Raw genomic sequence first — 25,818 nt, 5'->3', positions numbered from 1 at the left:
TTTTGGTATAATATGTCCTATTTTTTATACTAGGGAGAAAATTATGTCACCTCAAGAAGAAGCATTATGGCAAGCTGTGGCTGAAAAAAATTATGGGAAAGTAGAGAACCTGATTAAGGAATACCCTGAATTGGTGAATGCAGTAAATACCAATGGACGGACACTTCTTATCCGGTTAGTCCTTGCAGTTGTACCCCCACTTGAATTGATTAAGTTTATTGCCAAACAACCTAATCTCAGTTTTGAAAATCCAAGTCCTGAGGCTACTCAAACAACGATGGGAGCTATTTTATCAACAGGACGACCCGAGATTTTGGAAATTTTTGCAAACGATCCGCGTATTGTTTTTGATGGAGATAAATTAACTTACGTCACTGCCAAGAAAAATATGGATAATGCGAAACAAGCGAAGCTGGAGAATTACACCAGAATGTTTCATATCATTCGTGATGCCTCAATTCGCTATGCAATCGCACAAGATGATCCCACAATCCTGGAGAAACTGGAAAAAGCGGGTGATAATCTGGCCCAGAAGTTGAGTGATGGCAAACTTCCAGTGCGTCTCATTACCAGAGAGAGTCCTGCTCCTAGAGCAAAAATATGGTTTCAATCGCAAATTGGCAAAAGTGGAGTGAGTATCGCGGCTCATAGCGAATCGTTTTTTAATCATGCTCAGGAAATGCAAAAAGCAGAAGCACAAATGGATGAGCTTGATGAGGATAAAATTCAGAAAGAAGAGGGCTTACTTAACAGAACTTATAATAGCGCCCTTGAAACTATGGGAAGAGTAGCCTCCTACTTTAGTTTAAGCAGTTAGTAACAACCGGGTGGTTTCGTCATTCCGAGAGGAAGTTTCATTAGGGTATCTTACCCTGTTTCAGAGTGATTTTTCCTTTTAGAATGACGTGCTTTTTAAAGGCATCGAGTTGGGTTACCCTATTCATTCACAAGAGAGGGCTGTGCCTCTCAATATAAATACAAAGGAATCGGTGCATTGTGTGGTATCAACGTGATGTGAAGGATGTGACCCTCCATCTCTATGTCCAGCCGGGTGCCAAGAAAACAGAAATTATCGGCATTCATGAGGGGGAGCTTAAAATCCGCTTAAATACACCGCCCATCGAAGGCCGCGCTAATAAAGCGCTCTTGCAGTATATCGCACAGCTTTTTAAAGTACCTGTAAGGCAAGTGATATTAAAACGCGGGGATAAATCCAGGCATAAAACACTTCTAGTGATTGATACTGGGGTAGATCCTGACGATTTGTTTTGAATCAGGGCCTAAATTCTGCCATAGTAAGTAAAGCCCATAATGACTCCTCACTGTAATGAAAATCGAACAATTTTCTTTAGCTTTCAATACTCCAGGTCGTGGTACTCAGGATATTACTGAAAAAGTAAAGACGCTTCTGTGCAATACTACAATGAAACAAGGTTTATGCCATTTATTTCTCAAACATACCAGTGCCTCTTTGCTGCTTTGTGAAAATTATGATCCTCAGGTTCGCATTGATCTTGAAAGTTTTTTGGTTCGACTGGTTCCAGATGGTGATCCTCTTTTCAAGCACATAATGGAGGGCACGGATGATATGCCGGCACACATTCGCACGGTGTTAACTCAAAGCAGCCTGAGCATTCCCATACATAATGGTAAATTGGCTTTAGGTACATGGCAGGGAATTTATCTTTACGAGCATCGTTATCAACCTCAAGAACGTCATTTGCTTATCACTGCGATAGGAGACGAGTTGAGTTTTTGATATAATGGTATCTTTTGCAAGGAAAAAATATGAGCTCACTACCTCAATGCCCCCAATGCAATTCAGAATACACTTACGAAGATGGGAATCAATTCATTTGTCCGGAATGTTCCTATGAGTGGTCAAAGGACCTGGCGGAAGAGCAAATACAGCAGGAGCACCGCATTGTCAAAGATGCTCACGGTCAGGTACTTGAGGATGGGGATACGGTAACAGTAATTAAAGATCTAAAAATAAAAGGATCCTCACAGGTAGTAAAAGTGGGCACTAAAGTAAAAAATATTCGTTTGGTCGAAGGCGATCATGACATTGATTGTAAAATCGAAGGAATTGGTGCCATGAAATTGAAATCTCAATTCGTTAAAAAGGGGTAGGGAGTGGAATTTCCAATACGCCGTATTTCCTTTTTATTTTATGAAGGAATGACAGCCCTGGATGCAATTGGGCCCTATGAGGTACTTAGCCGGTTGCCAGAGGTCATAGTGCAGAGGGTGTCCTTAAAAAAAGGTCCAGTACGTTGTTGTACTGGACTTACGCTGATGGCCGAGCATTCATTAGCCGATATTTCGCATACGGATGTTTTATTGATTCCTGGTGCTGGTAATGCAACCGCGCTGCGTGAATTTCCCGAAATCCTCACTTGGATCAAAAAAATTCATGAAGGCTCCTTATGGACAACCTCAGTCTGTACGGGAAGTTTGATACTGGGGGCTGCAGGGGTTTTATCAGGAGTCAAGGCTACGACTCATTGGGCTGTAATGAATCGCCTGGAACAATGGGGAGCCATTCCTACTCAAAAGCGATTTGTAGAGGATGGAAAAATCATTACTGCAGCCGGAGTTTCAGCAGGTATTGATATGGCCTTCTATCTTGCTGGAAAACTTACCGATGAAACGGTAGCACAAAGTCTGCAACTGGGTTTGGAGTATGATCCTGAACCTCCTTTCAATTCAGGATCACCGGATAAAGCCCCGCAGGTGATTGTGCAGGCGCTTCGTGAACGTTTGAAAAATAAATTTGAACCGGAGTAATCAGGGTAATACATAGCTTATTACAGCAATTAATCCCGCGATGGCAATTATTGGATGAACTATCACTACCAGTTTGGGAACCGGCTTTCCTTTCTTTAAAAGTGAAAACAAAGTTAAACCGCCAAATGCGGCAATAATTAAAAGAATTAAACCGATGATGAGGGGGGTAGCTTTCCCAGTCATAAAAGCAAGCATGTAAACAATTAAAATTATCAATCCCAATGCAGCAAAAATACCATGAAATTTTTTTACGACGTCTTTCACGGGTCTGTCTTGGAGTATCGCTGTTAAAAGAAAGAAACCAAAAACTGCTGCAACAAGAAATAAAACAATAGCAAGTATTAACATATAATCTCCCGATTTTAAAAATCACACTTAATAAAAACTTACCCTGGAACTCGCGCAAGAGCTGCATCACTTTGTTCAAAAGCCCCAGGATCTATGTTCTCCAATTTATAAAGAAACTTATTCAGGTGTTACGTAATTTTGTTTTGTCTTGGGTAAATTGAGAAGCTCCTCTTCTAAATCATTGTTTGAACTATCCTTGGTTGGGGATGGCGAAAAATTGATGGTTGGCGCCGGGTTATTCAAGGCCTCTGTTAAACTGATAAATTTATATCCATTCTTTTGATACATTTCCAAAATATCACCTAATACATAGCTATTAAGAAGGTTCGCATGGATGAGTAATATTTGTTTCTTTCCTTTGCCACTTTTCTCAGCTTTTAATGTTTGTTTCCATATATAAGCCAGATAACGGGGTTTTATTTTTTGAACATAATTTGCTCGGGAACGATAGGGAACTTTATAAAGCATTTCATTGAAATCGAAATCTTTACTGTCAATGGTTACGGGCGCAATAGTGTAATTATGTTCTTTAAGGTAATCATATACTTCTTGCTTTTTTTCTTTATTGCCTTCTGCCAGATAAGGGTAACGGAAATATTTTGGGTTAGTCATTATCGGAGTGAGAATTTTATCGGCACGCTCCACATCGGCTATGTATTTTTTGGCACTGGTTTGATTTAAATCATAATGGGAATAAGTATGGTTACCCAACATAAATCCTGCCTGGCGAAATTGTTCAAGGAAATCCCACTGTCCTTTTTCAATAGCGCCCGCTATTACAAAACCTATGACTGGCACTTTATATTTTTGAAAAGTCTGCACAATTTGCGTAAAACGCTCAGTAGAACGTTGGCGATTTCCAGGGGTATTCATTCTTGAGGCAACCAGAGGTAAATCGTCCATGGTGATTGCAATTTCTTTTTCATCGGCAAAACACACTGATGAAAACAAAGCAATAAAAAGAAAGAGTAATTTAAGCATTGATAGTCCTTATCAAGTTCAACAATGGGGATGGTATCATATTTTCAAGGAATACATTAAAAGAAGATAGAGCAACTGTAAACACGATTAATTATCATGTGTCACTGCCGCAAGACGTTTGTTAAAACGACGTTATTTATTTTGGAAATTTCTACATTGGTAGACATGAAGCGCATATTCCTTGTGTCGGAAAGGGTACGTGGAGCTAGGGATTTTTTGACATTGATCAAAATGCTCTTGCAAACAGGCCAAACGGTCATATCGGCCAATGTAGAATGCTTCTTTTAAGGTTTTATTCGCGATCTGATTTTTAATGTCGACACCCCATAAATCATATTGATTTTGCGCCGTACCACAACCTAAAGTATAAATAGAAGGTTTATTGTGAAGGAAAAAAAGCATGCGCGCTTCAAACCAGCCTGAAGTAAAAACGGTTTGCGGTATTTGCGGGTACTCTGAATTAAATTTTTGGATTAAATGATAAAAAACAAGTTTTTTTGAGTTGATAAAGCTAAATTTGGACGTGTTGTCGATTAAAACGAAAAGGCTGATTAACCCATAGCAAGCAATTAAAGCCATGGCAATTTTTCGATAAATTGAGGTGGTGACAAAATATCCCCAGAGAAGGGTGCTGCTAATTAAATAGGGTGTAAGCCATAAATCCCGGATTTCAGCTTTGCTTGCCGTATACAAGTAAAAGCCAAGAAATGTAAAGCAAACAATTCGGCATAATCTCACAATTAATGCTGTTTTCTCATTCTTAACGTTATTGCGTACCAGAAAAGGAGGAAGAAGCATAATGTTCAAGGAGGGAATGAATGAATTAAAAAAAGTCTTAATTGCATTGAAAAAAGGATTTACTGCAGAACTGAGCTTATGTGTGGTTAACTGGTAAATGAAAGATTGCCAGTGATTCTGATAATTCCACACAATCACGGGGCTAAAAATAACAATTGCCAATAAAATTGCACTGTAGAAATGTTTCGTTTTAAAAAGTGAACGATAAGTGCTGGTGATTAAAAAAATGAGTAAGGAAAGGATTAAAACGATACCCGTGTATTTGGATAACATCATCAATCCGGCACTGATTCCTATAAGATAGAGGTTGCCTGTTTTATGTGTGTGGATAAATTTTATCGTGTAATAAAGGGTTAATGCCCAAAATAATGTAAGCGGGGTATCGTAGGTGGTTTGTTTCAGGATATCCAGGGTGACCAAAGGAAAAAACAGCCAGGTCAACATCGCTATGCAGCTTCCTTCGCGGGACATGAAAAATCGGGCACTTTTATAAATAATGAAGCTGGTAGCCGCCGTTGTAGAAATCCCGACAAAGCACAAAGCAAAGAGATTCTCACCAAATAATAAAGTGGATCCCCTGATAAGATAGGCAATCATGGGCGAGCCGTCATAGTAGGATAATGCGAGGTGACGACTCCAATCCCAATAGTAGTACGTATCAAGGGATAATATATTTACAGGTGCCAATAATAATAAAAAAACAAAATATAAAATAAGGTAGGGGTAAATCTTTTTTACGCTTAAGAAGCCCCCTGTAATTGCATTTTTGGGAAGGGAATCTGAGAGATATCCTTCACTTTGAATAGCAGGTGAACTGATTTTCTGGCGCTTTCTTATCATGAAAAGGTTGCCTTTAATTGCTTGGAAGAAGTTTTTCTGACCAGATGTGGCGTGAATAGGTATAATAATTTAAAAGAGATATCAAGCCTATCCCGATACTCATAATCACATTTTCCCGCAATGGGCCTCCCCCAAAACAAAGAACCCCAAACTTTAGCCAATAACTTTGCAGATTAATAATGAATAACGAATAAATAGTGAAAATAACGAGGCGTTTTATTTTCGATAACCGTGGGATTTTATTTTTGTCACCGAAGGTAATTTTACTATTCAAAATGAAGTTATTTATGATTGCTGCACAAACTGCAATTTGAGAAGCATCAAAAGGTGAAATCTGTACATATCCGCGCAGGACGTTATAAACAATAAATTGTACCGCTATACCCAATGAACCCACAAGGCACATCTTTAAATAGCGTTTTATGGCATGGTAACGCAAAGTGAACACCACGCGTAAGGAATCGACTATACTGTTTTTGGGTAACTTGCTGTACCCTTCGTTCCGGTCAATAAAATCAATGGGGAACTCACGAATCCTGGCTTTATTTTTATGCAGAAGCCACAATAATTGCATTTTGTATGCATAATGATTCGTAAGAAACCTGTGGGGTAAAATTTTTAAAAGTTGTTGCCGGCGTGTAGCACGAAAACCGCTGGTAAAATCCTTATACCTGGGAGTAAGAACTGCCCGGGCAATATAATTGCCCAGAATGGAGAATAATTTGCGATGTAATTCCCAGTCTTTGGGAATGCTGCCCCCAGAAATATATCGGCTTCCCAAAACACAATCGCAAGTTTGCAGCATTTCCAAAATAGGGGGAATGTATTTGGGTTGATGGGAAAGATCGGCATCAAACTCAAAAATAATATCTGCGTTCAGGGAAGTTAAAGCATAATTCATGGCTTGCAAATAAGCAGAACCAAGGCCAGATTTTATGGATTCATTACGTAAATGCAATTTTGGATGGTTGCTTTGTAAGGAAGTAACGATCTGTTGAGTATTATCTGTCGAGGCGCTATCAAAAATTAAAATATGAACATCATACCCCTTTACTGATTCTACTGACGTAAATACTTGTTCGATAGTGGATTGAATCACTGACGCTTCGTTATGTGTCGGAATGATAATTACTACTTTCTCTATTTCTGATGAGCTTTTTTCATTGAAATCAGAGGAATTGTTTGCGTCAAAAATCAACTTTATATCTCGAACTTAGGGATATTTGGGCAATGAGTTTATCAATTAGTTTTTAGAAAAAAAAGAGGTTCTCTTGTTCTTAAATAAATCTTTTGTTTTTTCACTTATCCGGCTTTTTTCTTTTTTAACTCTTTTTTTGCTGAAACTTAACACTATTGTTTTAATTTGTTTTTGGTAACTCATAGTACAATTGAATCATTCACCTCAATTCATCCGAATGAGTTTTTTATGGGAAAAACAAAAATAAGTCTCATAAAACATACTTTTTTTAATAATTCATCTAAAAAAATTGCATTTTCTTTTAAAGAAGAAGATTTTGTTTTGGATCGATTAAAATATGAATTTTCGTCTCTATATCAAGTACTTCTGTCCAATAAAAATCATTTGGGTGAAGAGCATCTCGTTATGGAGTATCTATATTATTTGTGCAATGTGTTAATTTCCTATTATGAAATGGATTATGTTGGCTCTGATTTGCAACAATTTAAACAGTTTCGCAAGGAAATAGAAGCTTATTATCAACACAATTCATTCCATAAAAACCAAATTCCCACTCATCATTTTCCAGATTTTATGAGGGAGATAGGGCACACACGCTTTGAAGATTTTTTTTCTTCATTCACCAGTATATCGAGGCTACGTCACTACGTGGGCAGAATTAATACAGTTCGCTCGCAGTTTTGTTATAGCCGTGGTTTTGCAAATTACACGATTTTTTATCTTCAAAAGAGCTCTTTTTCTAAAGTAATCCAGGATTTTAATAAAGCAGTTGGTAATCAATACAGTTTTGTCGAGGGAATTAATTTCTTAGACAAGTCGCGTGAAGCCATCACGGACTTGGGAATTTTACTCTTTTCACTTCGATTTCTTATTCATTTAATTCTTTTGATGAAACACATTATTGAGTCCGCAACATGTGAGGAGTTATCAACAAAAAAAGTGTTGAAACAGGAAATGGAAAAACGTGGATTCACCATGGCAAGTGATTTGGTGTGGGCTGTAGTCGGTTTACTTACCACCTACAATCAGTTTTTTCATATTAGCCAGGCAGCTGCTTCAGTAATTACGATTGCCTTTCTAACCTTCGATACTCTCTTGTTTTTAGCCCAATGGCTTTTTGAAGCGAGTCAATATCAGGAGCGATTGCAGGAGTTGCAGGGGCAATTACACAATTCAACACCCTTTGAGCGCAGTATCATTCAGCGTCAGATTGATGTGTTACAAGACGAATGGGAGGCTCAATGCACCTATTTTGCAATCAATATTCTTGCCGCCAATCTTATTGCTACCAGTTTTGCAATCAGTTTGTTATGCACAGGCCCATTGGCCCTAGCTGGGCTTGCATTGCTAAGTTTAATAGGTAATGCCTTGTATAATTCTGCGGAAGAATATAAAAAATACCAAAAATCAGCAATTGCAGTCCGACGCGAATTAACAAATGGCAAGACATTGGATGATGACCATCATCGCCAACTCCTGGAAAAGCTCAATGGGGAATGCGGCAAAAATTATGAAGAATTTTGGAAAAATCTAGCGTTTAATGTGGGGGGAATTGCTTTTATTATTACCGCAGCCGCGGCCTCCTGGCCAGTTGCTCTCGGTGTAACTTTCATCTATATGGGTTATCGGTTATATGATACCTATCAAAAACAGCAGCATCCGCTGGAGAATATATCTCAAGATATTTATCGCCTGTTACCTCAGGAAAATCCCGAAAGAACCCCTCTCGCATGTAATTAAATTCAAGTCAGCTTACAACAATCTCAACTAACAGGAGAAACCATTTTGTTCTTGAGATTTTTCTGTATTTAAAAATACCAACTAAACTGTATGTATCAAAGTATTCATTCTGAAGGAATAAATTATGGCTGTGACCACGGGATTATCTGGAAATGAAATTTATTGTTTGCAGCTTAAAAATTATTCCCCGGGCTGCATCGTTGTTGGCAACAGCGTCCATTCTCTAGGAATTATTGGAAGTGTAGGCTCCGGTTTTAAAGCGATTTTGGGCGGGGAACTTACCCAGATTACTTCACTTATAGAAGAAGGTAGGGAAACTGCATACAAACGCATGTTAACAGAAGCTGCCGATAAAAATGCGACAGGAATTACTGGGGTTACCAGCCAACTTATTGTGCATGGTTCCAATGTGGAGTTTTTATCCATAGGTTCCATAATTTATGCGGACGGTGGGGCAGATAAAAACAAATTTTCAACCTCAGCAGATGGACAGGAGTTATATGCACAACTGGATGCGGGCTATAAACCGATTTGTTTTGCCTTTGGCAATGTGGCCTATTCAATGGGTTTAGGCAGGGGCTTACTCGGTAGTTTTAAAACCTTAGGGCGTGGTGAAATCAAGGAGTATTCTGATATTTTTAATAAAACCCGTCATTTGGCATTAAATCGAATTACAGCTCATGCACGCCAATACAATGCAAATGCAGTACTTGGCATTAAGACTACCGTTCTGCCTTTTGGCGGGGTCAATGAAATGTTAATGATAGGAACAGCTTCTCATAATCCGCAACTGGTTCCGGTTGGTGATCATGATGTAATTTCCAGTGACATGACCAACATTGAAATGTGGAATATGGCACGTCTAGGTTATGCGCCCATGAAGCTCCTTTTAGGTACTTCGGTGTATTCTTTAGGTTTGGTGGGAGGGATTACCTCAGCCATCAAAGCTTTTGTCCGTGGAGAAATCAATGAGTTGACCCGCATGATTTATCATGCTCGCGAGAATGCACTAGCTATTATCAATGAGGAAGCGCAATCTATCGGTGCGGATGATGTAGTAGGGGTCAAAACTTATGTGTACCAATTAGGTAATGGATTGATTGAGTTTCTGGCTATAGGTACGGCAGTGAAAAAAAATACGCGCATCAAAACTGAATCAGAACAACTACCTCCGCAAGCAATCATCGTCGATAAAGATACTTTTTATGACTCAACCAATTCAGACAGTATGAACATCAATGTGAACAGTGGGGCGAAACCAATTAATAGAGGGAATTTATCACTCTTCATCCCCCTCTGTTTTATTATCGTGTTACTCATCATCCAATTTGTCCTTAAGCACTTCGCCTCAATCGCGGGTTAGATTCCAGGGAATTAATAAGTCCTTAATCTAATTAATTTATAATAAAGAAGCATTCCCTATAAACCTGCGCATCATTACCTTGCATCAGGTGACTAGTAATTTCCGGCGCTATCTCTCAAATCAGCATAAATTTCCTAATAATGTTTTCTTAATAAACAAAGAGTATAATTAGTGTATGTCAAGTTCAATAATTGTCCGGAATGGGTCAATTTTAGAGAGTATTTTTATGTTTAGCAAATTAGTAGAACAACGACTTCAAAGTGTCTTAAATAATTCTAATCGAGAAGAGTTTAATGCCGTTATTGCGGACTCCTCTAAACTTAAAACACCAGGTGAGGAAATTCAATTCCTCCTCTCTTATCTAAATGGAATAATTGGGGATGATAAAAACAATGCAGTTGTAAAGCTCATGGGTGAGCTGTTGAATAGCTATTTAATCTTTGCCAATCCCTCCAGAGAAGATTGCAAAAAATTAAAAACCCTCCTGGAAAGTTATCAATCGAATGTTGATAATAGTCCAGTTTATACTAAGCAACTGCAACGGATGAGGGAAAATTTGTCCCAACAAATAGACCTAAAGGAAACCCCGGAGTTCAAATCAACGCTTTTGAAAAATATGAGTCTGAGTGCGTGTGTTCTCATTACTCGGGCTTTGCTGGCAAAAAACAAATCTTTAGAAGGCGACTACATTGATTTAATGATTGAAAAATTAAAAAAAGTCTCACCTTCAGATTTAGAAAAGACTCCTGTTCTACGGCAAAATTATCTCATTTTGATTAAGGAATTGAAAAAATCCAATTCGGAAACCCACCTGCTCGCCCTTGAAAAATTAGCTCGTCCCATCGTTTCAATGCAAATCGGGGAGGAAGCCCAGGGGCATGTTGAGGGTAACAATATTAATATTAGCGTAATTGAAAAGGAAATAAGAAACATAAAAATACCGGCGGATATCGCAAGCAATTTAAAGACTCTTAAAAAATACGGTAAAGAAGTGCAGGAACTTGAAGAAGAGTTAGAAAAAATTGAAAAATTTTTATCAGCAGAAAAACAAAAGGAGCAAGTCCACCTCCAATATTTTAACGAAGCAGAAAAGATATATTCTGGAGAGGATTTAAGTAATTTTGAAAAATTAGGCGAAACCTTGGTAAATAAGAGCTCAGAGGCAGTGCAATTAAGTCAGTCCAGATATCAAGAGATCAATCGCCGCATTGTAGAATTTTCCCAACGAGTTGCACTCCTGAGTTCGCAGGCAGAGGAAGAGAATAAGGGATTAAATAAACAATATGAGGAAATTGAAAGAAAATATAGAGAATTTTATTCCGATCAGGAAAGCGCTTTAGCCCAATTAGAAATTATAAAAGCACAAAACGATGAAAGGCTTAATTTTTTAAAAGAAAATAATTTGCTGGTTAATACGGATGCTTTAGACGAGGCTTTAAAAATATTTGCCGGCCTAAAGCATGTCAGTGCAACTTTTAAAGAGGTTGCGGGTCAATTTGAAGAAGAATTACGCGCTTTTGACCCCTCGCAGGAGGATTTAGAAGAAAAAAGGCAAACAATAGCAAGACTTTCAAATAAATTGCATAAGCTCTCTGAACAATTCCAGATGCAAAATACTTTAGTGACTTTAGGAGAGCAGCTAAAGAGTTTGCGTCAGGAAGTCAATTCAAGCATCAAGAACGCTGGAGAAACTAAGAAAAGTTTAGTTCTGGAAGGTGAAACTGCAAAAAGCGAACAACAAGAAAAAGAAAAAAATGCCGAAGCTCTTGCTGAACAGATAGAGAGTTTACACAAAGAGCAGGGTGCAAACTGGAAAGATTTGAAATCATCTCTTAAAAAACAAAGTAAGGAAATAGACACTAAAGAGAAGGATATCCAGTCAGATATCAAGGCTAATAAGGAAAGGATAGATAGTCTGAGTACTTCTATCTTTTGGTATGGTTTACCCATTATCAGCTTCATTTTTGCTGATAGATTAAAAGCAAGGCAAGTTGAACGAGCCACTCTGGTCGGTGAGAATAAAAACTTAAAAGAATTAAGTTCTAGCTTGCAAACAATAAAAAGTACAGGAGAGAGGATTGCTGCCAGTGAAACACCGGTCACAGATTTTGGTTCCCTTAAAAGTGCTTACAGCGAAATGCGAAAATTGGTGGCAAAAGATCCGTCAAACTCACTTTTCGAGTTTGCTTCCAAGCTTTATGATTTAGATGAATCTTCCTATGTTACTGTGAATAGGCACATAGCAGAGCTTACAGAGCAAAAAAATGCACTCTTGCTTGAGGCAGAAACAAAAAAAGCCACTGTAGAAAATCTTGATAAGCAGATTGCTGAAATTCAGGAAAAAATAGACTCATTAGAAAGTCACAAAGAAAGGACATTAAGAGATCTACTTCTTAAAGAGCACGGAAAGCAAGTAGAAGGTATTGATCTTGGGAAAGTAGAAAACAAGCAATTTCTTCTGCATCTTCAAACAAGTGTCCAAACCGGCAATTTAGAGCAAATTAGATTGATCCGGGAACACTGTATTCATTTGGATGCCGCTAATTCTAATGGAAATAATGCCTTACATTTTGCCGCTCATAAAGGGGAAGTTGAGGCTGCACGCTTATTATTAAGCAGAAATGAGGCATGGCACTCTAAAAATAAAGACGGTAATACCCCGCTTCATTTTGCTGCGATAAGCGAAAATCCCCAAATGGTTGGCTTGTTGTTGGCTGACCTGGGGAATAAAGACAGTAATTTTAGAAATAATAAAGGCAATACTCCACTGCATTTAGCTGTTTCAAAAGGGAATCTTGAGACAGTTGACCTACTACTCAAGGACTTAAAAACTAAAAATCTGGAGTGGAATCTTCCTAACGCTTCCGGGCATACACCCTTGGATTCGGCTGTTTTCCAGGGAAAAACAGTGCTTGTGAATTTATTAATAGATGATTTAAGAGAGAGGAAGGCTCACTCCAAGGCTGCAGATCAATTTAATAATCTGTTGTTCATGGCCTATAAAAAATACTCTGAGGCTGAAGAACCTAATAAAAAAGAGAAAAGAAACAATTTTGAAGTCATTATTCAAAGGTTAAAGGAAGAAGGGGCTCAATTTGATTTAAGTAAACAGGATCGTGCTGGAAATAATATTTTTCACCTGGCTGCCAAGAGTGGAGATATTCAACGAATTAGAGAATTAACCAATCAGGAAAAAAGCTTCTTTAGCCAATTTATGAGTAATCCAAGGGATTTTTTTGTGAGTAACCCGATCAATAAGGGAAATGCCGACGGTAAGACGCCACTGCAATTAGCATTGGAGAATGATCATCTTAGTGCAGTTCGCTTATTGATTCTTTCTGGAGCAAAGATAGACAAACAAACTTTTGCAACAGAAAAAGGAACACTGTTTCTCGCAGAAGTTTCACCTGAAGAGGATAAGGAAATATATGCCAGGTTCGTAAAAGAAGGGTTAATAACTTCTCCATCTAAGGGGGCAGTAGGCACATCACAATTGGCAGAGCAAACTTCGACAGTAGATGCCAATGCGGAATCAGCAGAGGATAATGGCGAAAAAAGATTGGCAGAGGAAGAGGAAAGGTTAGAACGAGAAAGGTTAGCAGAAAGGGCGGTGGCGTTTGAAAGCAAGGTAAAAAAACTTGGTTCTCTGGATTTAACTGAAAAAAGAGTAAGGGATGCATTGATAAAAGAAATAAAAGCTGCACCCTTTCAAGAAAAATCGCGCTTAGCCAATGCTAAAGACAAAAATGGAAATACTCTTCTACACGTTTTAGTTAATCAAAAGGAAGAACAAGCAATAAAAGAAGTTTGTAAATATGCAGATGTCTATATTAAAGACAGGAACAATAAATCTGCACTCACATTAGCAACAGAGTCTATGCATGAAAAAAGTGGTTCCCTTAGGGGGGTTGTTGGGAGTCTGGCAGGTAAAAAAATCGGCGACTCTAAAGAAGCGAAAATTTATCAAGCCTTAGCTGAAAAAGCGCATAGACAGGATTCAGCCCAACTCAAGTCACTGCAAATAATGTCTCAAATGCAATTAGTATTACAGCAATTATTACCACAGCATAAGGCCCTAATATTAGCGCTCAAAATGAAAAACGCAAACGTAAGTCAATGGGAGCCGATCACAAGGAACGCTGCAATCGAGGCAGATAAAATTGTTAAGGCCATGTATAAGACTAAAGATACAAAAGAGCATAAGATTATACAGCCTCTCGAATCTCAGACAATTGTGAAAAAACAAAAAGAAATGATGGGGCTAATTCAGATTGTAAAAGAAGATATAGCGTCCATGGAAGCTCAATTAAAATCGATAAAAAATACTGAGAAATACCAATGGCACTCCAGTACAGAGGATACGCCTTTACATGAAGATATTAAACGAGGCGAAATTGATATCTGGGATCAAAGACTTAACGCGAAAGCGTTAGCGGAAAATATTAATAAAATGAGTGGCGGTTATCCCCCTTTACATTTAGCGATTCTCTATGCAAAATCTAGTTCTTCTCAAGAAGAGCAAGAGACAAGCTTGCAAATGGTTAAGTTTCTGATTGAAAAAGGTGCAGATATCAATGCTCAAAATACCAAGGGAGAAACAGCATTACATTTACTGGCCCAACGAAGCGACCCGGCAGCACTGGAAATAATGAAATTACTCAAAGCACGTGCAGTCCAAACTGAGGTAGTCGATAAAGATGGAAATAATGCCCGCCAGATAGCAAAACGAGAAAACAACCAGAATTTTCTTAATCTGTTCCCGATCCAATGTAAAGAGCTCATTAATAAAGCGGTTACCTTTTTCACAGCAACGGAGCAAGAACGCGCTAGCAATCCCACACAAACTAAAAGTGCAGAGGGACCAGTAGTTGTAGATAAGACAAATTTATTTAAACAAATGAGAAAGAAAAAACAAGAGGAACAACAACAAGAGCCAAAATCCGATCCCTTGAAAAACGGTTTTTAACCGGGGGTTTAATAGGGGAGCGGCTAGTAACGGATTAATGGAGGAGTTTAAACTTAATGGATTATTTTCTGTTTTCTATGTTGATAATAATTCCTTTATTATCAACATAGTCCCCCCCAAATTCTATTGATTTAGTCTCCAATCCCCTTCCATTGGGATACCAGTTTACTGAAAATTTACAATGACATGTAATATTTGCTTAATGTGATTAATTTATAATCAATATATGGCATTAGAAAGTGAGGCATATATGTCAATGAGTAAACACACGATTGGAAAAAAAGTTAATTCCAAAAAAATAAGCAAAAGAGGTGCTAAGAAAGTCAAAGAAGCAGTAGATATTACTGATATGCCCCAAGGTAATTTTAAAATTGAACAAGCCCTAAAAGAAAAAGCAGATGCATTAAAAAGGGAATTAGTATCCAAGGAAAAATCCTATCAATGTGTGGAAATCAATGAAGATGCAAAACTCTGGATGCAGGAATATACGAAGATTCTTGCACGTTTGCAGGAACAACTGCAAGCAATTGATCAGGAGCTGGAGCTAAATAAATTTTCGTTCCGAGAGCAAGACAGGGACAAGCGTATCCAATTGCTTGAAAAACACAATACATTGATAAGTGATGCAATTCTAAAATTAAGCCCCATTGCGTCCCAACTTGATCTTATCGAAAATAATTTATTCCCTTCTCAACCTTCATTCAAAGATTATCAACAAAATAAAACAACCCTTAATGAGTTATTTACCTCATTATTACTCCGTGCTGATGGTATTGAACAAAAGCAAAAGAACCTTGATGAAGGGTTGAAGGGTCTATTGAAAGCAGATTTGGAATTGTTACAGCAGCAGCTTCAGGAAATAAAACTATTAAAAAAGAATGTTGATCAAATGTATCAAAAACAATCACAACAGATGGCCTTTATACCAAAAGAGTTATTCACGGAAGTGGCTAACCAATGCTATATCCTTGATAAGAAAAAATTTAATTTTGATCAAGTTTGCAAACTTATTGAAGATAAAATAGAAATAGCAAAACAGGATGCCGTAATCCAGCAAAAAGTTGAGGAACTTAAAGGACTTCATGAGCGATTAGTGAATGTAAATTACACGCTCTATATGGCTTCAACTCGGGCGATGAGTGAAAGAGGCGATTTAATTCAGGATATTTTAAAGACAGAATTAAATACCGATGAAAGAAGCCGTCTTGTTTCTTTGTTTAAATTTAACCCAGAAGATTATGAAATTAGACTCCCTTTATCATCTATGAAATGGGATGATGATATAGCTTCCAGGCAGGAAATGAAAAATGAGCGAAGTAATTTGATTGCTCGATTAGAAGAGAAAAGAAAATATGTGGAGCATATTCAAAGCAAGATAACTGCCCATCAACAAGAAATGAAAGGTGTCATTGGCGAAGATTTAGAGTACTGCCTCAAAAGAGCTCGTCTCTATGATGCATTGAAACAAACTAATTCTGCTAGGCTTCGAGGTGACTCTTTTCGACATTTTGAAAGATTGCAAAGCACCATGGCGTATGATTTTGCTAAAGGTTTAAATCAACCAGAAATGCCAGTGCGTTTACAAGATTTACTGAGTTATGGTTTTCAATCGAAGTCTCCTGATGATTCCTATGTGATAAGAGAGGTGAGAGAGACAAGTAAAGAATTAAAAATTTTGCAAGACGAATTTTATCAAACTTTTCCTACGTTGGATGTTAGGGATAATTCTTTTATTTATAATGGTAAATCATATCCTTCAGACTCTGAAGTTGGAGAGCATGTAAAAAATTATGTTTTAGCAAAAGCAAAAATTGATGAAGTTTTTCGAAATGGGGAACAAAAAGTAAGCTACGCTGAATATATTGATTTTTCTCAAGAGTTGCAATTGTTACACGAAAGTAAAACCAAAATTGTGCAATATCTGGAAGCGATTGAAAAAGAGCAGGCCAAAAACAAGATAAATCTTTTAGATATAAAATCTCAACTCAATAAGAGTTATGCACCAATTATTCTAGAAGAAGGAAAATTTAAATACAAAGGTCTTTCCTATGCTTTAAATGATCCGACTCATCAATTAGTCAAAGAATATAATGAACTATATCAAGAGTTATCTGAAGCATTGAATAAAGAGTTCCCAACAGATTCTAAATCATTCCGTGCGACTACAGAAAAATTTTCTTCTTTAAAAACAAAACAAAAAGATATTTTTGCATTCATTGAAGCCCAAAAACAAATGAAAGAAGAGCTTTTGGAAATCCAAGGAAATTTTTTAAGTCAGCCTCAACTGACTTTGCAGGGAAAAATATTAAATTATAAAGAACGTAGCTATGGTTTGGATGAATCAACATCTAAGGCAGTTGAGGAATATAATCGTCTTTATTTGGAATTAACCCGCTCATTTGATAAAGAACTTTCTCCTGAATCCATATCATCAAAAGGAATAAATTCACAAGTATTTCAACAGTTAAAAGTTCGATTTAGCCAATTAGAAGAACAGAAAAAAGTAGTTATGGATTTTGTTGCTATTCAAACTCAAAAAGAAGAGTTCATTGAGAGATTAGATAAATTCGCAATACTCCAAGTTGTTGATACCAATAAATTGTCTTACAAAGGAAAAATTTATCAAGTAAATGAAAAAATAAAAAAGCAAGTTGATGAGTATAACAGAATCTATACTACACTATCTGAATCTTTTGGACCTAATTTTGATAAAAATAAAATAAAAGAAGTGGAGCTTCTATTCGAACAATTAGAACGTGCAGAAGGTCCTTTTTCCAGAATTCAGGAATTTGATAAATTGACTTTGCATCTCCAAGAACAAAATGACCTGATAAATAATAAGCTTCAGAAAGTAGAAAAAATTCAACAAGAAATAGATGAGAGAATTATAGAATTGTTTCCAGATGAGGCAAAGAAACTTTATTTTAAAGATCCTGTGCAAGATGTACCAATAAGTGAAGAAGACGATCCAATGCTTGCAACATTAAAAAGTTTAAAGATAATATTCAGAAACCATCGCGAAGCCATAATTCGATTAAAAAGTGAAATTGAAGATACTCAAGCTGCTTTATCTTTTGATAATCTGGATACATCAAAAGAAAAATTAAACGCTTATCACCATAGAATGAAAGAAGGCGCCGATACTTTAGTTAATGACCTTAAAGACACCTTTACGGAGCACTTACTCCGCTTTTCCTCAAATGATACTCTGATGCAGGTTATAAATTGGATTCAAAAGGAAATTATAGTGCCTCTTTACAATGTAATTGGAAAAAAACAAGAAGAGACTTCTTATAAGCCTGGATTTTTTGCGCCCAAAGTGGAAAAAAATCTCCATGATTTTCGAGAAAAAATCCTTCCAGATCTTACGGAACTTCAAACATCAATTAAAAATGCCGCACCTGCAGCATAATATCAACCAAATTTTTCAGCTCATAGTTTCTTTTGAAATTATGAGCTATCATTCAAATTCCACTCATTTGATAAGGAAATTACCATGTCACAACATTCTATGGGACAATTCTGCTGGAATGAATTAGCTACTGCAGATGTACAAAAAGCGAAAGAATTTTATAGTAAGGTGTTAGGGTGGAAATTTAAAGAAATCCATTCTGGTGATATGACCTATACTATCGTGCAAATCGATGATAAAGACATTGCGGGTATATGGCAGATCCCGACAAAGCAACAAAACGAAATTCCCCCGCACTGGATGGCTTATATTCTAGTGGATAATGCGGCCGATACTTTGGCAAAAGCAAAGCAAAACGGCGCTGAGGAAATTAAAGAGGTTACCCACGTAGGGGATATGGGGCTTTTTGCAATTATTAAAGATCCCACCGGCGCCCACATCGCCTTTTGGGAAACCAAAAAGTAAGAAATTGTTAGATAACTCCCGGACTAGCAAAGCCTCAACTAATCCGGGATTTGTTCCTGAGTCTTCACTTGTTCAATTAATATTGAACCCATTCTTGTGTAGGTGAATTCTCCATGGGCAACAACTCGTATGTTTTAAAGACATCTCCGTCCCGGGATAGCAGAATTGCAATTGCCCTGGTCTTTTCGAAATGAGCAAAAATAATCATCATCATTACCGTAATGGGTACGGAAAGAAACATGCCCAAGATTCCCCATATAGCCCCCCAAACTGCTAAGGCAATTAATATTACTAATGGACTAAGATTCAAGGAGTTGCTTAAAAAGCGTGGTTCAATCAAATTGCCGACGATAAATTGTACTGCTCCCAAACCTACTGTAATCTCGGTAAAAGGAATCCATCCAGTAAATTGCACGATGGCAAGTGCGGCAGGAAATGCAATGGCGATTATTGCACCGATGTTGGGAATATAATTGAGGAAAAAAATAAGAAGCGCCCAAAATTCCGCAAAATCCAATCCGACCCACTTCATAATAATCCAGCTGAAAACTCCGGTAATGATACTTAAAATGGACTTTATGCCCAAATAGGTTTGGGTATTATTTACAATATGGTTAATGATGTTGTTCATCAGTAGACGCCCTTCGAGGGTAGGAAACAGGGCATCAATTTTTTTGAGGAAAAAATGTTGCTCCACAAATAAAAAAGCAACATACAACAAAATGAGTACAGTTGAGCTTGCTAAGGTAGTAAATACACCATAAACATTAACAAAAATGGTTTGAAAATTCAGGGATTTGATTATGCTATTAACATGAGCCAGAACTTGAATATTAAATCGTTTATCAATGTCGTTAGAGAGTGTTATTAAATTATCCTGATAGCGGTTTGAAGCTGCGATTACGTCATTTACATTATTTGTAATGATATTAATTAAAATGACGATAAATAAAGCAACTGCAGCAAATGCAAAAATCATACTGAGCCAATTGGGGAGAAGGGGGCCGTATTTGGGCGTGCGTTGAATGATGTTACTTATAGTATTGAGCATATGCCAGATGAAGACAGCAATAACAAAAGGAATAAGGACATGGCTTCCCACAATCAGGAAATAACCTACTATCCATATGACAATTAACCCGGATGTGAAGAGAAGCATACGGCTCATTGCAAGCTCCTAGGAAATGAGTGGTTTGAGTGAAGCATTGTTAACTATTTGAATTAGTTTGAACATAAGACAATTCCTTTTGATTTTTTTATGGTTCCATACTATAGCATTAAACACTTATGAATAAGAATATAGAAATTTTTCATTGAAAGTGATTGATTTAATACAGTGAGACCGCGGGTAAGCTCCTTCTATTCCCGGGGTCGCTTTCAACCATTTATTGTTAGGAAGAGGGGAATATTCCTGAGAGACAGCTGCACTCATCATCCTCATCAGAAGCAGTTGAATAGTAGTCATTCAATATATCATTTTTTGCATTTTCAATTTTATTTCTAAAATCTTCATCTTTACCCAATTTATTGAACTCTATATCAAAAATCTTCCCACATGCAAAATATTCAAAAAGTGAATTGATATAGGATTTTAATTTGTTGCATATACCAGGAGCTGCCATTAAAGTGGTTTGATATTTACAAATGGCGTAGTGACAATCGTTGGCAAACTCTTGAACGAGGCCTCGATATTGGAAAACTCTTATTTCTTTATATTTTCGATTGAAATTTTCTGTGGCTGCATTTAACTTAGCTTCAAGCTGTTCTAACGCCTCCGTGATTTCAGCAGAATGTTTCTCTTTTTTTTCAGAATTTAACCCATTAACTAACTTTTCAACGGTATAATAGAAATCAGGTTTCACTGACGGTGAAAGTGTTTTCTTTACACTCGTTTTTGTATCTTTGAAAAATAGTCCTACTCCCCAAGCCATTTTTTCACCCCTTACTTTCGTTATTAAAAAAGGATAACTTTCTTTAAATAATGAGAAAACTAGGCGCAACTTTAGCACAACTAGATTGCAAAACAATAGGTATTGCCAAAAAAAGATCAGAATGCTTCTAAAAAATATTCCATTAGTGCAAAAGTTTACCAATAAAATTTCATTGGGTAGCAAATTCCATTTGGTTCTATTAATGAACAAACAATGCTAAAGTGGGTACCAGTACATGAACAACAATCCGAATCGTAAGAAGCCGAAGTCAATGGGGAAGGAACACAGGGCTTCTCAATGTAAATACAAATAAATCATGTCGACAAGAGGATAAAATATGGCGAATTATAATTCGGTACGTCCGGAAGATATCTTAGCCGATGGAGAGGATAGCACTTCAATCCATGGCAAAACTATCAGGAAAGGAACAATTGCTGCTTTTTTAGCGAACATCAATGTTTTTGAACATCCCAACACATCAGAAAAGCAAAAAAATGAAGCATTTAAGGTAATGCAAGAATTAGCGCCTGCAGTAATTGCGGCAGGGTTGCATCAGCATGTTGTTTTTAAAAACAAAGAAATTCAGCAATTACTTATTAATACCGCGCAAAAGGGTTAACTCTCCCTAAAAAGACGTGAGGCGATCTGCATACCTTAATCAGGATCGCCTATACTATGTAATGAATTTGCCCATTTATCATTAATTTCATGAATTCATCCAAATATCAGAGTCTTACCTGGGCACATCCGCTCGTACAGGATTGGTTTATCCAAAAAATAGGTGAGCCCACCGAACCACAGGAACAAGGATGGCCTTTTATCATCGCAGGTCAGGACACCTTGATTTCCTCACCAACTGGTTCTGGAAAAACTTTGGCTGCTTTTTTGGCATGTCTGGATGGCTTGGTACGCCAAGCAATTCATGGAAATTTACAAGATAAGACCGAGGTATTGTACATTTCTCCCCTCAAAGCATTAAGTAATGACGTGCAAAAAAATTTACTTTTACCCCTTCAGGAAATTACCGGGTTAGCCAGGGAACGCGGTATCCTTTTACCTGAAATTCGCGTGGCGGTTAGAACTGGGGATACACCAGCCAGTGAGCGCCAAAAAATGCTCAAACAGCCGCCGCATATTTTAATTACCACACCGGAATCTTTTTATATTTTATTAACTGCAGAAAAAAGCCGCATCAATCTTGCGGGTATTCAAACAGTGATTGTTGATGAAATTCATGCTTTGGCAAATAACAAACGCGGGGCACATTTAGCTTTATCACTTGAGCGTTTAGAGGTACTCACCCCGAAGCCGTTTATCCGCATTGGTCTTTCGGCTACCCAAAAACCTTTGGAAACCGTGGCGCATTTTTTAACCGGAGCTAAAAAGACACAGGTGAAATTAGTCAATATAGGCCATGCACGTCAGTTGGATTTACAGGTTGTGGTGCCTGAAAGTGAATTAACCGCTGTGGCCTCAAATGAAATGTGGGATGAAATATATGAAAAAATTGCTGCCTACGCCTTGGAAAACCGCTCTACTTTAGTTTTTGTTAATACCCGAAAACTGGCGGAACGGGTTGCACACCACTTGGAACAACGCCTGGGTGAACATAAGGTTTTGGCTCATCATGGAAGTTTATCGCGGAAACTTAGGTTAGAAGCAGAAACCCAATTAAAAAAAGGGGAATTGCGCGTATTAGTGGCTACCGCTTCACTTGAATTGGGAATAGATATAGGAAGCATCGATTTGGTTTGTCACATTGGCTCTCCCCGTGCTATAGCAACGGCATTGCAGCGTATCGGTAGGGCAGGGCACTGGCATGCAGCAATTTCCAAAGGGCGTATTTTTGCCACCACCCGTGATGAATTGTTAGAGTGCGCTGCCCTTGTTCATGCAATCCGCCAAGGTGATCTGGATCAATTAATTATCCCCCAGGAACCTTTGGACATTTTAGCGCAACAAATAGTCGCCGCATGTGCTACCCAGGACTGGGAGGAGAATGAACTCTTTTGCCATTTTAAAAATGCTTATCCTTATCATCAGCTTACCTGGGAGCGGTTTGATGAACTTCTTACTATGCTGTCAGAAGGGGTTTCAGGATCACGAGGCCGTTATGGAGCTTATCTTCACAGGGATCAGGTGAATCATGTCATTAAAGCCCGGCGAGGGAGCCGTCTTGCTGCGATTACCAGTGGCGGAGCCATACCTGATAATGGTTTGTTTACTGTAATTGCGATGCCTGATAATGCAATGGTAGGCACATTGGATGAGGATTTCGCTGTAGAGAGTAATCGGGGGGACATTTTCTTACTAGGCACCAACTCCTGGAAAATTCTGCGTATTGAAAATGGGCGTGTACTTGTTGAGGATGCCCATGGAGCTCCGCCCAGTGTGCCTTTTTGGCTTGGTGAAGCTCCCGCACGCAGTATTGAACTTTCTCTGCATGTCTCGCAGATGCGGGAAAAAATAAGTGAATTATTGCCCGAAAAAATCCCGCAAATTGTCGACATCAAGCATTACCCTGAAATTAAAGCTGCGATTTTGTGGTTAATGAATCATTGTGGACTGGATAATTCGGCTGCAGAACAATTGCTGGAGTATGTACGTTTAGGGCGGCAGATCCTGGGGGCGGTTCCGACGCAAAAAACTGTGATTGCTGAACGTTTTTTTGATGAAAGTGGGGGGATGCAATTAATCCTGCATGCCCCTTTTGGTGCCCGCATCAATAAGGCTTGGGGATTGGCTTTACGCAAAAAATTTTGCCGTTCCTTTAACTTTGAATTACAAGCTGCAGCCACAGATAATGGGTTAAATATCTCTTTGGCTGAACAGCATAGTTTTCCTTTGGCGGATGTGTTTCGGTTTTTACACACGAACACCTTAAAAGAAGTGGTCACCCAGGCTGTATTACAATCGCCTTTATTAGGTATGCGGTTTCGAGCTGTGGCCTCACGCTCCCTTTCATTATTACGCTTTCGTGGCGGCAAAAAAATTCCACCCAACATTCAACGAATATTGGCAGATGATTTATTGGCCGCTGTCTTTCCAGATGCAGCAGCATGTCAAGATAACTTGGGTGGGCGGGATGTCGTGCTGCCCGAACACCCGCTGATTGAAGAGACAATGAAAGATATTCTTACAGAAGCTTTGGATATCGATGGTTTATTGCAAGTGATAAAAGCTATTGAGTCCCGTGAGATTACCTGTGTCGCAGTAGATACTCCGGTACCATCCGTATTTTCTCATGAGATTCTAAATGCCAATCCTTATGCATTTTTAGATGATGCTCCTTTGGAGGAGCGCCGATCACGAGCAGTTGAAATGCGCCGGGTTCTTCCTGAATCATTGTTGGAAGAGGTAGGTAAGCTGGATCCCAAAGTAGTTACCGAGGTTCAAGAACAAGCATGGCCCGATGTCCGATCAGCTGATGAATTACATGATGTGTTACAGACCATGATTGTTTTTCCAGAAACAATACACCTGTCAGAATATCAATCCACTTTACCAATGTGGCAAAAATATTTTATTGAATTACAGCAACAGGGAAGGGCGGTTTTAGCTACGGCTGGAGGAAAAAATTATTATGTCCCTGCAGAAAAATTAATGACTTTTCGCAACATTTTTCCCCAGGCATATTTCGCAAATGAACTGGTTGCTATTGAGAAAGAGCCCTGTTCACAGGAGGAAGGAATCTTGAAAGCACTCCGTGGCTGGCTTGCACATACAGGTCCAGTTACGGAGAAAGTACTCACGGAGTGTTTGCAATTTTCTTCAGTGGATGTCGAACATGCATTAATAAAATTGGAAGCCAGTGGTTATCTATTACGGGGGAATTTTCGTGCAGAGCATAAGGGTGAAATTGAGTGGTGTGAGCGTCGTTTATTGGCACGTATCCATCGTTACACCACAGAATCGTTGCGCAAACAAATAAAACCAGTTACCCAGGCGCAATTTATGGCATGGTTGCTCCAATGGCAACATGTTTCAGCGGGTAATCAGCTGCGAGGCGAGAGCGGTTTATTGGAAATAATCAAACAACTTCAGGGATTTGAGCTTCCTGCAAATGCTTGGGAATCAGAAGTCTTTCCTGCTCGTGTTCATAGTTATGATTCGTTGATGCTAGATAAACTGTGCATGAGCGGGCTTGTCGGATGGGGGCGTGTGTCGCCTCATCCTTCCATCATGGTTGCGGAAGAGGACTCGAAAAAATCAAGGCGATTATCGCCTGGACGAAATGCACCGATCACTTTTTTTGTCCGGGAAGAGGCTGATTGGATGCCTCCCCATGCCCTTGTTGATAATATCGAAGAGGTAGACTGCTTAAGTCATCCGGCGCGTAATATTTACCAATTTTTACAAAAATACGGTGCTTCATTTTATGCTGATATTGTACGTGGTACTGGAAATTTAAAGGTAGAAGTAGAAAATGGGTTATGGGAACTGGTTGCAGCGGGTATGGTGACCGCAGATAGTTTTGATAATGTGCGCACCTTGCTGCGTACCAAACGAAAACACAGCAGCCGACATCGACACAGGCCATTGTTCCCCCTGGGGACGGGGCGTTGGTCTTTATTGCATGTGCATGCACAGGCAGACCATGAAAAGCGAGTCGAATCTGCCTGTTGGATGCTTTTGAAGCGTTATGGTGTACTATTTCGTGATTTGTTGGCGCGGGAGAAAAATATTCCCCGTTGGCGTGATTTATTGATTTTCTTGAGGCGGCTTGAGTTACGGGGTGAAGTTCGTGGCGGGCGTTTTGTGGATGGATTTTTAGGTGAGCAATTTGCATTACCTTATGCGGTGGATTCCTTACGCGCCATACGAAACGAAGAGCTTGACCAAATGGCCCAAACGATTTCATCAGTAGACCCTTTGAATTTAGTGGGGATTGTATTACCCGGCGACCGGATTTCTGCGGCGATTAAATCAGAAATCCGGTTTGTTGGGGGGCAAGCTCTCGTTACCTGATGTGTTTCATTTTCCTCA

Annotated in this window: 18 protein-coding genes; 12 read left to right on the top strand and 6 right to left on the bottom strand. The window is 38.5% G+C overall.

Annotation, left to right across the window (positions count from 1 at the left end; all coding sequences use genetic code 11):
* The first annotated feature begins 43 nt into the window (after nt 1-43).
* The 5 genes from KYQ_RS08395 to KYQ_RS08375 all read left to right on the top strand — a co-directional run bounded on the left by KYQ_RS08395 (nt 44) and on the right by KYQ_RS08375 (nt 2,790).
* Complete coding sequence (locus KYQ_RS08395) at nt 44-817, top strand: hypothetical protein (protein WP_010653017.1); 774 nt, start codon at nt 44-46, stop codon at nt 815-817.
* Nucleotides 818-996: 179 nt separating this feature from the next.
* Nucleotides 997-1,272: a DUF167 domain-containing protein gene (locus KYQ_RS08390; RefSeq protein WP_010653018.1), complete on the top strand. Its 276-nt coding sequence runs from the start codon at nt 997-999 to the stop codon at nt 1,270-1,272.
* A 55-nt stretch (nt 1,273-1,327) separates the two neighbouring features.
* Nucleotides 1,328-1,759, top strand: coding sequence for a secondary thiamine-phosphate synthase enzyme YjbQ (locus KYQ_RS08385; RefSeq protein WP_010653019.1), 432 nt, complete (start codon nt 1,328-1,330; stop codon nt 1,757-1,759).
* Nucleotides 1,760-1,788: 29 nt separating this feature from the next.
* Nucleotides 1,789-2,133, top strand: coding sequence for a zinc ribbon domain-containing protein YjdM (locus tag KYQ_RS08380; protein ID WP_010653020.1), 345 nt, complete (start codon nt 1,789-1,791; stop codon nt 2,131-2,133).
* Between the two features lie 3 nt (nt 2,134-2,136).
* Complete coding sequence (locus KYQ_RS08375) at nt 2,137-2,790, top strand: DJ-1/PfpI family protein (protein WP_010653021.1); 654 nt, start codon at nt 2,137-2,139, stop codon at nt 2,788-2,790.
* Here the strand turns inward: KYQ_RS08375 and KYQ_RS08370 are convergent, their stop codons facing one another.
* From KYQ_RS08370 to KYQ_RS08355, 4 genes are all read right to left on the bottom strand, one after another.
* A complete protein-coding gene (locus KYQ_RS08370) occupies nt 2,791-3,138 on the bottom strand; it encodes a hypothetical protein (RefSeq protein WP_010653022.1) in 348 nt (115 codons plus the stop codon).
* A 117-nt stretch (nt 3,139-3,255) separates the two neighbouring features.
* A complete protein-coding gene (locus KYQ_RS08365) occupies nt 3,256-4,119 on the bottom strand; it encodes a polysaccharide deacetylase family protein (RefSeq protein WP_019349856.1) in 864 nt (287 codons plus the stop codon).
* 132 nt (nt 4,120-4,251) lie between these two features.
* On the bottom strand, nt 4,252-5,757 hold the full coding sequence (locus KYQ_RS08360) for a glycosyltransferase family 39 protein (protein ID WP_019349855.1): 1,506 nt from the start codon (nt 5,755-5,757) through the stop codon (nt 4,252-4,254).
* A gap of 13 nt (nt 5,758-5,770) precedes the next feature.
* Nucleotides 5,771-6,955, bottom strand: coding sequence for a glycosyltransferase family 2 protein (locus KYQ_RS08355; RefSeq protein ID WP_019349854.1), 1,185 nt, complete (start codon nt 6,953-6,955; stop codon nt 5,771-5,773).
* A gap of 228 nt (nt 6,956-7,183) precedes the next feature.
* Here KYQ_RS08355 and KYQ_RS08345 point away from each other — a divergent pair, with 228 nt between their 5' ends.
* The 5 genes from KYQ_RS08345 to KYQ_RS08325 all read left to right on the top strand — a co-directional run bounded on the left by KYQ_RS08345 (nt 7,184) and on the right by KYQ_RS08325 (nt 18,901).
* Nucleotides 7,184-8,695, top strand: coding sequence for a hypothetical protein (locus KYQ_RS08345; RefSeq protein ID WP_019349852.1), 1,512 nt, complete (start codon nt 7,184-7,186; stop codon nt 8,693-8,695).
* Nucleotides 8,696-8,819: 124 nt separating this feature from the next.
* Complete coding sequence (locus KYQ_RS08340) at nt 8,820-10,058, top strand: heavy metal-binding domain-containing protein (protein WP_010653027.1); 1,239 nt, start codon at nt 8,820-8,822, stop codon at nt 10,056-10,058.
* Between the two features lie 226 nt (nt 10,059-10,284).
* Entirely contained in the window at nt 10,285-15,024 is a 4,740-nt protein-coding gene (locus tag KYQ_RS08335) for an ankyrin repeat domain-containing protein (protein ID WP_019349851.1), read from the top strand.
* A 226-nt stretch (nt 15,025-15,250) separates the two neighbouring features.
* Nucleotides 15,251-18,436: a hypothetical protein gene (locus tag KYQ_RS08330; protein ID WP_231294529.1), complete on the top strand. Its 3,186-nt coding sequence runs from the start codon at nt 15,251-15,253 to the stop codon at nt 18,434-18,436.
* Between the two features lie 84 nt (nt 18,437-18,520).
* On the top strand, nt 18,521-18,901 hold the full coding sequence (locus tag KYQ_RS08325; RefSeq protein WP_010653030.1) for a VOC family protein: 381 nt from the start codon (nt 18,521-18,523) through the stop codon (nt 18,899-18,901).
* A 76-nt stretch (nt 18,902-18,977) separates the two neighbouring features.
* On the opposite strand, the gene KYQ_RS08320 is transcribed toward KYQ_RS08325, so the two are convergent.
* Together KYQ_RS08320 and KYQ_RS08315 are read right to left on the bottom strand one after the other, a co-directional pair.
* Nucleotides 18,978-20,069, bottom strand: a complete 1,092-nt coding sequence (locus KYQ_RS08320) for an AI-2E family transporter (protein WP_010653031.1) — start codon at nt 20,067-20,069, stop codon at nt 18,978-18,980.
* A 223-nt stretch (nt 20,070-20,292) separates the two neighbouring features.
* On the bottom strand, nt 20,293-20,832 hold the full coding sequence (locus KYQ_RS08315; RefSeq protein WP_019349850.1) for a hypothetical protein: 540 nt from the start codon (nt 20,830-20,832) through the stop codon (nt 20,293-20,295).
* A gap of 337 nt (nt 20,833-21,169) precedes the next feature.
* Here KYQ_RS08315 and KYQ_RS08310 point away from each other — a divergent pair, with 337 nt between their 5' ends.
* Together KYQ_RS08310 and KYQ_RS08305 are read left to right on the top strand one after the other, a co-directional pair.
* Nucleotides 21,170-21,451, top strand: a complete 282-nt coding sequence (locus KYQ_RS08310; RefSeq protein WP_010653033.1) for a hypothetical protein — start codon at nt 21,170-21,172, stop codon at nt 21,449-21,451.
* A gap of 89 nt (nt 21,452-21,540) precedes the next feature.
* Nucleotides 21,541-25,800 carry a DEAD/DEAH box helicase gene (locus KYQ_RS08305; RefSeq protein WP_019349849.1) on the top strand — a complete coding sequence of 1,420 codons (4,260 nt, stop codon included), beginning with the start codon at nt 21,541-21,543 and terminating at the stop codon, nt 25,798-25,800.
* Nucleotides 25,801-25,818 lie beyond the last annotated feature (18 nt).

This window comes from Fluoribacter dumoffii NY 23, from assembly GCF_000236165.1.
GTDB lineage: Bacteria > Pseudomonadota > Gammaproteobacteria > Legionellales > Legionellaceae > Legionella > Legionella dumoffii.
This window is presented reverse-complemented; position numbering and strand designations above follow the sequence as displayed.